Below are 12,994 nucleotides of genomic sequence, written 5' to 3' on the forward strand. Positions count from 1 at the left end.
TTGTGGAGGAAAAATAGAAATAGGTAATAAAGATGAGTTTTATCAAAATCTTATCAAAATCAAATTTAGAATTTCTCGCTCTATTTTTGATGCTGTATTTCGTGATGCTTAGGAGATAAAAATTAAATGAAAATACCAATTTGATAAATGTTTGCTAAAAATACAGGACTTACGCAAAGGCAATATATATAGGGTCTCGCTCAGTTACTCTGTCGCTAACACACCCTACCAATAGCGTTCATGCGTAAGTTCTAAAATAGTTAGGCTATTTCTTCGTAAGCATTTCCTGCGGGATGCTGCGCAAACAGCGGTCAGCTATCAGCTATCAGCTATTAATTCATTGCCCCCTTACAAAAATAACTTCTGACTTCTGACTTCGTTAACGGTAGTCCTGCTCGAGTAATAGTATACACGCTCTGATGCTAACGGATCTGATATCAATATTCAATCTCCCCACACTCCCCTACTCCCCACACTCCCCTACTCCCCCACTCCCCTACTCCCCTACTCCCCTACTCCCCTATTCTCACCTCTCCTTCTCCACGAGGATCTGCTGCCGCTTCCAACACCCCATTCTCATTCACCACAACTACATTTGCATTTCCCCAACCATCACGCATTTCAACATTATGTCCTCGCTGTTTCAACTCATTCACAGTTGCTTCACTAAACCCTCCTGTTTCCAAAAGTAATCTATCTGGCAACCATTGATGATGAAAACGAGGTGCAGATACAGCTTCGGCAGCATTCATTTGATACTCCAGCACATTTAAAACTACCTGCAACACTGTAGTAATAATTGTACTTCCTCCTGGAGAACCAGTTGCCATAATTAACCGACCATCCTGTGTCACAATAGTAGGGGTCATACTAGACAAAGGGGTTTTTCCTGGAGCGATCGCATTTGCCTCACCTCCCACTAGACCATATAAGTTTGGTACTCCTGGGGCGGCAGCAAAGTCATCCATCTCATTATTTAATAATATTCCTGTACCACTCGCTACTACTCCAGCACCAAAGCTACCATTAATTGTATATGTCAGACTAACAACTTTGCGCTCTCGATCTACTACGGTCAAATGAGTAGTATCTGGAGACTCCGAAGTATGAAGTTCTAGAGTTTCTGGTGATGCGGGTTGTACTTCAGTGGAGGGTCTGACTTGTTTGAGATTAATATTTTGACGTTGCTGTTGAGCATAACTACGACTGGTTAATTCTCTGACAGGTACTTGTACAAAATCTGGATCTCCTAAATATTTGGAGCGATCAGCATAAGCAACTCGCATTGCTTCAGTCAGTAAATGGATAGTATCAGGATTTTTATTACCCCACTCTTGCAAGTTAGTTTCGCCGACAATATTTAATATTTGCAGAAGATGAACTCCCCCAGATGATGGTGGCGGCATGGCACAAATTTCCGCTTGTCGAAAGTTGCCACAGATAGGTTGACGCCAAATTGGTTTATAATTTTTTAAGTCTTCTAACGTAATTAAACCTCCATTGGCAGCCATATCATTAGCGATCGCTTGAGCAATTTTGCCTGTATAAAAGCTTTGTGGATTTTTCGCAATGGTTTCTAAGGTTTTGGCTTTATCCTTTTGAATTAGTAAATCTCCTGACTGATATGCTTTTCCATCTTTTGTAAATATTTCTCTTGCTGCGGCATTTTTGTTGATTACTTCTAAACGTCTTTCTAATCTATTAACGAAGCGATCGCTTACCTCAAACCCATTCTGAGCATAACTAATAGCTGGTTGTAATAATTCTGACCAAGGTAATTTCCCATAGCTTTGATGAACAGAATACAACCCTGCAACAGTTCCAGGTACTCCTACTGCTAAATGTCCATCTAAACTTGCTCTTTTTTCGATTTCTCCTTGTGAGTTAAGGTACATATTTTGGGTTGCTGCTTTGGGCGCTCTTTCCCGAAAATCTAATGCTTGAATTTTATACTGTTTCTGAGTTTCAGGATTTTCTGGGGGAATTCCTAATAGCAAGAAACCACCCCCACCAATACCTGCGGAAAATGGTTCTACTACTGAAATTGCGAAGGCAGTAGCAATGGCTGCATCTACTGCATTTCCGCCTTTTTGCAGAATTAATTCCCCTGCTTCACTGGCTAGAGGATGAGCTGATACTACTATGCTTTGTTTACTGCGTTTTAATTCTGCTATGGGTGTTACAGATTTTGGGGAGTTTTGAGTACATCCAAATAGTGAAATGGAAATAGTGAGACAAGTAGATAAGAGTATTTGGCTTTTAGTTTTAAGTAATGAAATCTGGAGCATTTAGCAATTATATAAAATTTATTTTAATTTATAGCAGAAGGAAGAAGGAAGAAGGAAGAAGACCTTTAGTTATCTAGTGCCGAATGGCGGAAATAACTGACCAGTTACAAAATCCTAAAAGTCTTACCAATCAATACTTCTGACTTCTGACTTCTGACTTCCGCGTAGCGGCACTAGGGAATTAGTTATCTACCAGAGAAGGAAAAGGCTTATGTTATCTTAGTTTTGAGCTTTTGATATGTCAAATGCCTTTCCTTCGACTTTGATAATTATTAGCTAGTTATTGTTAATTATTCTTATTTGATTTTTACTTCTCCCTGTAGGGACGCCCTTATGCAACGTCCCTACCCACTCCCCTACTCCCCCGCTCAATAAATAGGCCATCTGGTAGAAATTGAGCAGAGCTATTACGCTGTAAAACAGAATTTAACATTATCCCATAATTCTGTTCCTGATTCAGGAATTAATAGTTAACAATTCTGTTCCTATGTTCTTTATGACTGATAACTGAAATGACCGTTTATTTATAAATATTTAACTGGACATGGTATAACATATCAAAAATCAGTATTAAGTTAGATTTGATTTGATATTATCTTTTTATTTTGGGTTTAATACCTCACTGTCTACACGGTGTTTACAATTATTTGGATTTTGTAGATGGGGAGTGGCTTGTCGAAGACTATCTCCATCCTTTTTTTCTTCCTTATTCCTTCTTGAATCATTATAATAATGAATAAGCTGTTGTGCATTTAAACTACTTATTCGTTGTGTACCTAATATAAAGTACAATCCCTATTACTTATGACTTATGACTTATGAATTATGACTTCTAACTTCTAACTTCTGATTTACTAAGGTGCATTTTCAATGCGTCTTAGCTTAGTGCCCTTTGATTAAATTTAAATTTATTATATAAGTAATGGGAATACATAATCCTGAACGTTTAGGTGAATTGTGGGATAGAACTCGACTAACTATTATCCTAGATTAAATTAATAAAATTAGCGATAAAATTGTTTTATCGGGTGGATGGGCTTGGCATTTTATGACCCCAGAAAATCATACAGAATTCAAGCACCCTCACGACCATAAAGATGTTGATATTTTTGTTAAACTCGATAATTTTGGTGAATTAATTTCTCAATTTAAACAACAAGAATATGAAAAAAACTGGACAAGATTCGACTGCTTACCAGGTTCAAATACATTCTCCCGTTATACTAAATTTGTTCCTTTAGCAGGAGAAACTGTTAAAGTTATGCTGGATATTTTTGTTGAATAAGTTCCTACAATAAAAGTGAATAATTTTTCAGTTGTTGAACCAAAGTTTTTGTTTTCTTTATATGGAATTAAACATAGTAGCGATCGCTGCTTTGCCGTTCAAATTGCCCATCAACTTTTACAACAGGGAATTAATCCTGGTGAAGTTCTCTCCCGTTAAATAAGAGCGATTATAACGGTAGCTTCTCAAACAAAGAAGTTTCTTGCTTTGCTGACGCAACGCTACGCGAACACAGGCTGACTAACATCTAAGCCTCCACAAGCAGACAAGATGATACCCACCTCGTTTAATGCTTTATTTAAAATGTTGATTGCAGCATTTTCATCTCTATCTAAAACTGTTCCACATTTATGACAAGAGTGAGTTCTAACTGATAAAGTTAATGGTACTTTATGACCACAATTACTACAATTTTGTGATGTATTGTGAGGATGTACGGGCGAATGGCCATTCGCCCCTACTTACATGAACACCGCGAACTGCCGCTACTGCATCCAGTTTGATTATAAATTCTCCCCAAGCTACATCATAAATTGATTTAGATAGCTTAGTATTTCTAGCTAAACCTCTAATGTTTAGGTCTTCCACAGCAATTAACTCATATTCTTTAACTAATTTATGAGCAGTCTTATAGTGAAAATCTTCTCTTTGTCTAGCTATATGTTGATGCAATCTAGCTATTTTGTTTTGTGCCGCCCTCCAGTTGTTTGACCCAATTTCTTTTCTCGATACTTTTTTTTGCTTTCTTGCTAAATTAGATTGAGATTTTCTATAAAATTTAGGAACAGAAACAGTCTCACCAGTATTAGTAGTCAAAAATTCTTTTAAGCCTACATCAATTCCTACAGCAGCTTTGATATTATCTGTAGAAATCAAACTAGGTACTGACTTATCTTCTAAGCTAAAACTTATATAATAACCATCAGCCTTTTTGGTTATAGTTGCAGTTTTAATTCTAAAATTATCTGGAATTGGTCTATGAACTATGACTCGAATCGCACCAAACTTCGTAGTAACTATTTGTTTTCCATCAAATTTTATTACTGATGAGCGGATGATTAACTCTACTGAAACAAAATGACCTTAACTTCCCTGACTTTTTAAATCTTGGTCGTCCTCTACGTTTACCCTTTTTGTCAGGTATGAGCCTTTCATGTCGGCTCTTAGCCGAAACGTTTCCAAGCTTTATCTAGTCTTTGTAAATTAATTTGCTGGACTTCTGAATATATTTCTTTGTAGTCAGGAAATAACTTTTTTGTCTGTTTAAGTGCTGATTGCTGAAAATAGTAATCTGGTAACTCTTGAATCTCGCCAATAGGGCATGAAATTAATGAGCAACGGTCAATTTGACATCTGGTTCTATTCAACCAGTCTAGTCTTTGACAAGCGTGCGTAATTCCAATGCCTTCGTAACAGTTCTAGCCAATAATCTATTTTGACTGACTGTTCACAAGTGGGCTTAATTTTGTAGCAATGAGTAATTATCATAATTTTATACTACTCTTTAGTGTTATATTTGAACAGCAATCGACACCTGTTTAATTTACTGTCGGCAATTCCCCTCCAGTTAAATAGCTAGATTATCACGGGAGACTCCTTGCCGAATCAAGTTGGACACTCATAAATGGCAAATTATCGACCATTTTATCTCAATAATAATTAGGATGGTTCACCTCATCATTAATAATTAATAATTAATAATTGGACCATTCAGGCTTTAAGCTTCCCCTTTTAAGGGGATAAAATCAAAAATTTTCCTTTTAGTCAATCCCCTTCTTTTAAAAAGAGGTAATTATTAATTATTAATTGTTCATTGTTCATTGCTGAATATCCTCATCAAACAATTCTTTATCGAAAGTTTGCAGGACATCATTTAATTCAGCCTCTGGACAAGAGGTAATTAATACATCAAAAACATCTAACAACTTAGCGGCAGTTTCTCCTAAAGTTGGACTCATTCCCCAAACATCTTGCACCCAATCTTGAGGACGTTCCTTGTCAAAAATTAACTGTTCTAATAATTGCTTTGCTTTTTCTTTTGATACAGACATGATTGGATTTTTAATGAAATTAATCTCAATAATTGTATAGCAGAAGGAAGAAGAAAGAAAGAAGAAGGAAGAAGGAAAAATCTTGTCTTGTCTAAGATTTAAGCTTTTTATATATCCAAGCCCTTTGCTTCGACTAAGCTGTTCAGCATTTAAACCACTACCACAATATTTATGAATATACCTAATTGGATTACCTTTTCCCGTCTTCTGGGAATACCTTTGATTCTTTACATTCTGAAAACTCCTACTAATCAGAATCTTTGGATATGTTTAGTTATATTTTTAATTGCTTCAGTTACAGATTTTTTAGATGGTTATTTAGCACGAAAACTTAACCAAATCAGCGACCTAGGTAAATTTTTAGATCCTTTAGCAGATAAATTATTAGTATTAGCACCTTTATTAGGATTAATTGAATTAGGCAAAGTACCAGCTTGGGGAGTATTTTTAATTCTAGGTAGAGAGTTAACTATAGCTGGTTGGCGCGTTAATCAAACACAAATTTCAGGAGCTAATATTTGGGGAAAATTAAAAACAGTAAGTCAAATTATTGCTATTTCTTTGTTAATTGCTCCCTTACCTGAAGTTTGGTCAAATCTAGCTATAATTATGTTTTGGATAGCTGTGGCTTTAACGATAATTTCAGGAATAATTTATCTATGGCCTTATAAAGATGTTAGTAATAGTTAAAGAAGATTTTAGGTGGTAGGTTTTAGGTGGTAGGTTTTATATATAATATATGTTGGTAATTCTATAATTACTTCAATAGTGTAGCCATGTTAATTTTTGACTTTTAACTTTTAACTTAAAAAGAGTGTAGCTATGTTAATTTTTGACTTTTAACTTTTAACTTAAAAAGAGTGTAGCCATATTAATTTTTGACTTTTGACTTTTAACTTTTAACTTAAAATGTTAATTTCTGACTTTTGACTTTTGACTTTTAACTTAAAATGTTAATTTTTGACTTTTGACTTTTAACTTTTAACTTAAAAAGAGTGTAGCCATATTAATTTTTGACTTTTGACTTTTAACTTAAAATGTTAATTTCTGACTTTTGACTTTTAACTTTTAACTTAAAAGAGTGTAGCTATGTTAATTTTTGACTTTTGACTTTTGACTTTTGACTTAAAAAATGTTAGTTTTTGACTTTTGACTTAAATAAATGAGTATATTTACACTTCAATCAGTAAAAAAAGACTTTGGCATCAAAGAAGTTTTAAGAGATGCTAACTTCAGTTTAGATGCCAATGATAAAGTTGGTTTAATTGGTACAAATGGTTCGGGAAAATCAACCCTATTAAAAATGATTGCTGGTTTAGAACCTATAGACGGTGGTCAAATTTTGATTAATCAAAATGCCAGAATTATCTATTTGCCACAACAACCAGATTTAGATGAAAATAACACTGTATTAGAACAAGTTTTTTCTGATAGTGGAGAACAAATGTTACTGGTACGAGAATATGAAGAATTATCGGAAAAATTAGCTCATAACCCTGAAGATAATCGACTAATGGCGCGTTTTTCTGAAGTAACTCACGCCATGGATAATACCAATGCTTGGGAATTAGAAACTAAGGCAAAAATTATCCTCAGTAAATTAGGAATTCAAGATTTTGATGCTAAAGTTGGTAACTTATCTGGGGGTTATCGTAAACGTATTGCTTTAGCAGCAGCTTTACTTTCTGACCCTGATGTGTTGTTAATGGATGAGCCAACAAACCATCTAGATGCTATGTCTGTAGAATGGTTACAAAGTTACTTAAATAGTTTTTCTGGAGGCATTTTATTAATTACTCACGACCGTTATTTTCTCGACAAAGTTACTAATAAAATTATTGAAATAGACCGGGGCGACCTTTTTACTTATACTGGAAATTATTCCTACTATTTAGAAAAGAAAGCTTTAGCTGAAGAATCAGTTGTTAGTTCTCAACGTAAACATCAAGGAATATTACGCCGGGAATTAGAATGGTTGAAGCGAGGACCAAAAGCTCGTAGCACTAAACAAAAAGCCAGGATTCAACGCATAGAAGAAATGCAAGTAACGGAGTTTAAACAAGCTTTAGGAAAGGTGGATATTTCTACTCCTGGTCGTCGAATTGGTAAAAAAGTTATTGAGTTAGAAAATGTTTCTAAGTCTTACGAGAGTAGAACTCTAATCAAAGATTTTACTTATGAATTTATTCCCGAAGATAGAGTCGGAATTATTGGTGGCAATGGAGTGGGAAAATCTACCCTAATGGATATTATTACAGGTAGAGTTAAACCTGATTCTGGCAAAGTAGAAATTGGTGGAACAATACATATAGGATATTTTGACCAACATTCAGAAAATTTGTTGGATGCTATGAATGAAAGTCAACGGGTAATTGATTATATAAAAGATGTGGCAGAGTATGTAGAAACTGCTGATGGCACTCAAATTAGTGCGTCTCAAATGTTGGAAAAATTTCTGTTTCCTGGTAATCAACAATATGCTCCTGTATATAAACTTTCTGGAGGGGAAAAAAGACGATTATTTCTGTTGAGAGTATTGATGAGTGCGCCGAATGTTTTGATTTTGGATGAACCTACTAATGATTTAGATGTACAAACTTTGGCAGTTTTAGAAGAGTATCTAGAAGAGTTTAATGGTTGTGTAATTGTTGTTTCTCACGACCGTTATTTTCTTGACCGGACTGTAGATAGAATTTTTGCTTTTGAAGGAGTAGGAAATTTACGACAATATCCGGGAAATTATTCTCTTTATATAGATTATAAAGAAGTAGAAGCAGCAACAAAAAAAGCTGTGGCAGTTGCAGAAAAGTCTAAGGAAACTTCAGTTAGACAAAAAAAATCAGAAAGGGTTTCTTGGGATAAGAATAAACAAAGAAAATTATCGTCAAAAGAAAAGCGAGAATATGAGAATTTGGAGAAAAAAATTGCTCAGTTAGAAGCGGAAAAGGCCAAGTATGAAAATGAACTTTATAATGCACCTCCAGGAGAAGTAAGTGAAGTTCAAAAACTCCATGAAAAAGTAGAAAGTTTAGAAAAAGAAATAGATACTGCCACAGAAAGGTGGTTAGAGTTGGCAGAAATAAATTCTTAAATGAATAGGGAATAGGGGAGTGGAGGAGTAGGGGAGTGGGGGAGTAGAGGAGTGGGGGAGTAGTAAAAATAATAATAATTAATGCTAATAGTTCATAAAAATATAGTCAAAAGCGCGGAAAAAATATATACCTACAACCTAGCACCTTCTTCTGATATTATCGCGACTCTCCTAATCTTGCCTTATCTGAAAATTATCTTTTTCTTTATTAGTTTAATGTTCTACTTCACCGGGGATATAAATGTGGTTGATGAGTCGAAAAATTTCTTAAGACCAAATTCTCCTGACTACTTCTTCAGCGCGGAAAAAATATATACTCACCACCTATCACCTTGTTCTGATATTATCGCGACTCTCCTTATCTCTCTCTTACCTCAAAATAATCTTTTTCTTTATCAGTTTGCTGAAAAAATATATACCCAGCACCTAGGACCTGATTCTGATATTTTCCCGACTCTCCCTATCTCCCCTTTTCTGAAAATTCTCTTTTTCTTTATCGGTTTAATGTTCTAGTTCACCAGGGATATAAATATGGTTGATGAGTCGGAAAATTCCTGAAGACCAAATTCTCCTAACTACTTCTTCAGCGCTGAAAAAATATATACCTACCATCTAGGACCTTCTCCTAATATTTTCCCGACTCTCCTCATCTTGTCTTTTCTGAAAATTCTCTTTTTCTTTATCGGTTTAATGTTCTAGTTCACCAGGGATATAAATGTGGTTGTTGAGTCGGAAAATTTCCATAAACTAAATTCTCCTGACTTTCTTGCTGCGCGGAAAAAATATATACCCAGCACCTAGGACCTGATTCTGATATTTTCCCGACTCTCCCTATCTCCCCCTTTTCTGAAAATTCTCTTTTTCTTTATCGGTTTAATGTTCTAGTTCACCAGGAATATAAATGTGGTTGGTGAGTCGGAAAATTCTGATAGACAAAATTCTCCTGACTACTTCTTGCTGCGCGGAAAAAATATATACCCAGCACCTAGGACCTGATTCTGATATTTTCCCGACTCTCCCTATCTCCCCTTTTCTAAAAATTCTCTTTTTCTTTATCGGTTTAATGTTCTAGTTCACCAGGAATATAAATGTGGTTGATGAGTCGGAAAATTCTGATAGACAAAATTCTCCTGACTTTCTTGCTGCGCGGAAAAATATATACCCAGCACCTAGGACCTGATTCTGATATTTTCCCGACTCTCCCTATCTCCCCTTTTCTAAAAATTCTCTTTTTCTTTATCGGTTTAATGTTCTAGTTCACCAGGAATATAAATGTGGTTGGTGAGTCGGAAAATTCTGATAGACAAAATTCTCCTGACTACTTCTTGCTGCGCGGAAAAATATATACCCAGCACCTAGGACCTGATTCTGATATTTTCCCGACTCTCCCTATCTCCCCCTTTTCTGAAAATTCTCTTTTTCTTTATCGGTTTAATGTTCTAGTTCACCAGGAATATAAATGTGGTTGGTGAGTCGGAAAATTCTGATAGACAAAATTCTCCTGACTACTTCTTGCTGCGCGGAAAAATATATACCCAGCACCTAGGACCTGATTCTGATATTTTCCCGACTCTCCCTATCTCCCCTTTTCTAAAAATTCTCTTTTTCTTTATCGGTTTAATGTTCTAGTTCACCAGGAATATAAATGTGGTTGATGAGTCGGAAAATTCTGATAGACAAAATTCTCCTGACTTTCTTGCTGCGCGGAAAAAATATATACCCAGCACCTAGGACCTGATTCTGATATTTTCCCGACTCTCCCTATCTCCCCTTTTCTAAAAATTCTCTTTTTCTTTATCGGTTTAATGTTCTAGTTCACCAGGAATATAAATGTGGTTGGTGAGTCGGAAAATTCTGATAGACAAAATTCTCCTGACTACTTCTTGCTGCGCGGAAAAATATATACCCAGCACCTAGGACCTGATTCTGATATTTTCCCGACTCTCCCTATCTCCCCTTTTCTAAAAATTCTCTTTTTCTTTATCGGTTTAATGTTCTAGTTCACCAGGAATATAAATGTGGTTGGTGAGTCGGAAAATTCTGATAGACAAAATTCTCCTGACTACTTCTTGCTGCGCGGAAAAAATATATACCCAGCACCTAGGACCTGATTCTGATATTTTCCCGACTCTCCCTATCTCCCCTTTTCTAAAAATTCTCTTTTTCTTTATCGGTTTAATGTTCTAGTTCACCAGGAATATAAATGTGGTTGATGAGTCGGAAAATTCTGATAGACAAAATTCTCCTGACTTTCTTGCTGCGCGGAAAAATATATACCCAGCACCTAGGACCTGATTCTGATATTTTCCCGACTCTCCCTATCTCCCCTTTTCTAAAAATTCTCTTTTTCTTTATCGGTTTAATGTTCTAGTTCACCAGGAATATAAATGTGGTTGGTGAGTCGGAAAATTCTGATAGACAAAATTCTCCTGACTACTTCTTGCTGCGCGGAAAAATATATACCCAGCACCTAGGACCTGATTCTGATATTTTCCCGACTCTCCCTATCTCCCCTTTTCTAAAAATTCTCTTTTTCTTTATCGGTTTAATGTTCTAGTTCACCAGGAATATAAATGTGGTTGATGAGTCGGAAAATTCTGATAGACAAAATTCTCCTGACTTTCTTGCTGCGCGGAAAAATATATACCCAGCACCTAGGACCTGATTCTGATATTTTCCCGACTCTCCCTATCTCCCCTTTTCTAAAAATTCTCTTTTTCTTTATCGGTTTAATGTTCTAGTTCACCAGGAATATAAATGTGGTTGATGAGTCGGAAAATTTCTGATAGACAAAATTCTCCTGACTTTCTTGCTGCGCGGAAAAAATATATACCCAGCACCTAGGACCTGATTCTGATATTTTCCCGACTCTCCTCATCTCCCTTTTTCTGAAAATTCTCTTTTTCTTTATCGGTTTAATGTTCTAGTTTACCAGGAATATAAATATGGTTGATGAGTCGGAAAATTGCGGAAAAAATATATACCCAGCACCTAGGACCTGATTCTGATATTTTCCCGACTCTCCTCATCTCCCTTTTTCTGAAAATTCTCTTTTTTTTTATCGGTTTAATGTTCTAGTTTACCAGGGATATAAATGTGGTTGGTGAGTCGGAAAATTCTGATAGACAAAATTCTATTGACTTTCTTGCTGCGCGGAAAAAATATATACCCACCACCTAGGACCTGATTCTGATATTTTCCCGACTCTCCCTATCTCCCCCTTTTCTGAAAATTCTCTTTTTCTTTATCGGTTTAATGTTCTAGTTCACCAGGGATATAAATGTGGTTGGTGAGTCGGAAAATTCCTGAAGACCAAATTCTCCTAACTACTTCTTGCTGCGCGGAAAAAATATATACTCACCACCTACCACCTGATTTTGATATTTTCCCGACTCTCTCTATCTCCCCTTTTCTAAAAATTCTCTTTTTCTTTATCGGTTTAATGTTCTAGTTCACCAGGAATATAAATATGGTTGATGAGTCGGAAAATTTCCATAAACTAAATTCTCCTGACTTTCTTGCTGCGCGGAAAAAATATATACCTACCATCTAGGACCTTCTCCTAATATTTTCCCGACTCTCCCTATCTCCCCTTTTCTGAAAATTCTCTTTTTCTTTATCGGTTTAATGTTCTAGTTCACCAGGAATATAAATATGGTTGATGAGTCGGAAAATTTCCATAAACTAAATTCTCCTGACTTTCTTGCTGCGCGGAAAAAATATATACCTACCATCTAGGACCTTCTCCTAATATTTTCCCGACTCTCTCTATCTCCCCTTTTCTAAAAATTCTCTTTTTCTTTATCGGTTTAATGTTCTAGTTCACCAGGAATATAAATATGGTTGATGAGTCGGAAAATTCTGATAGACAAAATTATCCTGACTACTTCTTGCTGCGCGGAAAAAATATATACCCAGCACCTAGCACCTGATTCTGATATTTTCCCGACTCTCCTCATCTCCCTTTTTCTGAAAATTCTCTTTTTTTTTATCGGTTTAATGTTCTAGTTTACCAGGGATATAAATGTGGTTGGTGAGTCGGAAAATTCCGATATACCAAATTTTATTGACTTTCTTGCTGCGCTGAAAAAATATATACCCACCACCTAAAACCTACCACCTAAAACTTATCACCTAAATTCTTAAATTGAGCTGCTTCTAAAATCAAACGTTGTTCTGCACGAGCGATTGAATTATAAGTTTTATCCACAGCATCAACATTAACAGAAATGGAAGTAATACCCCACCTGATTAAATTATCTATTATTTCTGGATATAA

10 protein-coding genes and 1 pseudogene are annotated in these 12,994 nt (G+C 35.6%); 4 read left to right on the plus strand and 7 right to left on the minus strand.

Annotation, left to right across the window (positions count from 1 at the left end):
• Positions 1-512: 512 nt before the first annotated feature.
• On the minus strand, positions 513-2,288 hold the full coding sequence (gene ggt / locus SAGCYANO_RS23510) for a gamma-glutamyltransferase (RefSeq protein ID WP_202222301.1): 1,776 nt from the start codon (positions 2,286-2,288) through the stop codon (positions 513-515).
• A gap of 600 nt (positions 2,289-2,888) precedes the next feature.
• A complete protein-coding gene (locus tag SAGCYANO_RS23515) occupies positions 2,889-3,080 on the minus strand; it encodes a hypothetical protein (RefSeq protein ID WP_202222302.1) in 192 nt (63 codons plus the stop codon).
• Positions 3,081-3,336: 256 nt separating this feature from the next.
• On the opposite strand from SAGCYANO_RS23515, the gene SAGCYANO_RS23520 reads away from it, so the two are divergent.
• Both SAGCYANO_RS23520 and SAGCYANO_RS23525 read left to right on the plus strand, forming a co-directional pair.
• Positions 3,337-3,573, plus strand: coding sequence for a hypothetical protein (locus tag SAGCYANO_RS23520; RefSeq protein WP_202222303.1), 237 nt, complete (start codon positions 3,337-3,339; stop codon positions 3,571-3,573).
• Between the two features lie 15 nt (positions 3,574-3,588).
• A complete protein-coding gene (locus SAGCYANO_RS23525; RefSeq protein WP_202222304.1) occupies positions 3,589-3,732 on the plus strand; it encodes a hypothetical protein in 144 nt (47 codons plus the stop codon).
• Positions 3,733-3,794: 62 nt separating this feature from the next.
• Here SAGCYANO_RS23525 and SAGCYANO_RS45440 read toward each other — a convergent pair.
• The 5 genes and pseudogenes from SAGCYANO_RS45440 to SAGCYANO_RS23540 all read right to left on the minus strand — a co-directional run.
• A pseudogene (locus SAGCYANO_RS45440) lies at positions 3,795-3,950 on the minus strand (zinc ribbon domain-containing protein); the annotation flags it as partial.
• Between the two features lie 28 nt (positions 3,951-3,978).
• Complete coding sequence (locus tag SAGCYANO_RS45445; RefSeq protein ID WP_307785960.1) at positions 3,979-4,632, minus strand: transposase; 654 nt, start codon at positions 4,630-4,632, stop codon at positions 3,979-3,981.
• A gap of 104 nt (positions 4,633-4,736) precedes the next feature.
• Positions 4,737-4,940 (minus strand): hypothetical protein, encoded by a 204-nt coding sequence (locus SAGCYANO_RS45450; RefSeq protein WP_237396585.1) that lies wholly within the window; start codon positions 4,938-4,940, stop codon positions 4,737-4,739.
• The gene (locus SAGCYANO_RS50605) at positions 4,933-5,061 is read right to left on the minus strand and encodes a helix-turn-helix domain-containing protein (RefSeq protein ID WP_202222305.1); all 129 of its coding nucleotides are present in this window, start codon (positions 5,059-5,061) and stop codon (positions 4,933-4,935) included. The genes SAGCYANO_RS45450 and SAGCYANO_RS50605 overlap by 8 nt, the downstream gene beginning before the upstream one ends.
• 329 nt (positions 5,062-5,390) lie before the next feature.
• The gene (locus tag SAGCYANO_RS23540) at positions 5,391-5,624 is read right to left on the minus strand and encodes a hypothetical protein (protein WP_202222306.1); all 234 of its coding nucleotides are present in this window, start codon (positions 5,622-5,624) and stop codon (positions 5,391-5,393) included.
• Positions 5,625-5,795: 171 nt separating this feature from the next.
• Here SAGCYANO_RS23540 and pgsA point away from each other — a divergent pair, with 171 nt between their 5' ends.
• Positions 5,796-6,314 carry a CDP-diacylglycerol--glycerol-3-phosphate 3-phosphatidyltransferase gene (gene pgsA, locus SAGCYANO_RS23545; protein WP_202222307.1) on the plus strand — a complete coding sequence of 173 codons (519 nt, stop codon included), beginning with the start codon at positions 5,796-5,798 and terminating at the stop codon, positions 6,312-6,314.
• Between the two features lie 472 nt (positions 6,315-6,786).
• A complete protein-coding gene (locus tag SAGCYANO_RS23550; RefSeq protein WP_202222308.1) occupies positions 6,787-8,715 on the plus strand; it encodes an ABC-F family ATP-binding cassette domain-containing protein in 1,929 nt (642 codons plus the stop codon).
• Positions 8,716-12,994: the final 4,279 nt, after the last annotated feature.

Origin of the sequence: Okeania sp. KiyG1, assembly GCF_014132355.1 — a bacterium.
Taxonomy (GTDB): Bacteria; Cyanobacteriota; Cyanobacteriia; order Cyanobacteriales; family Microcoleaceae; genus Okeania.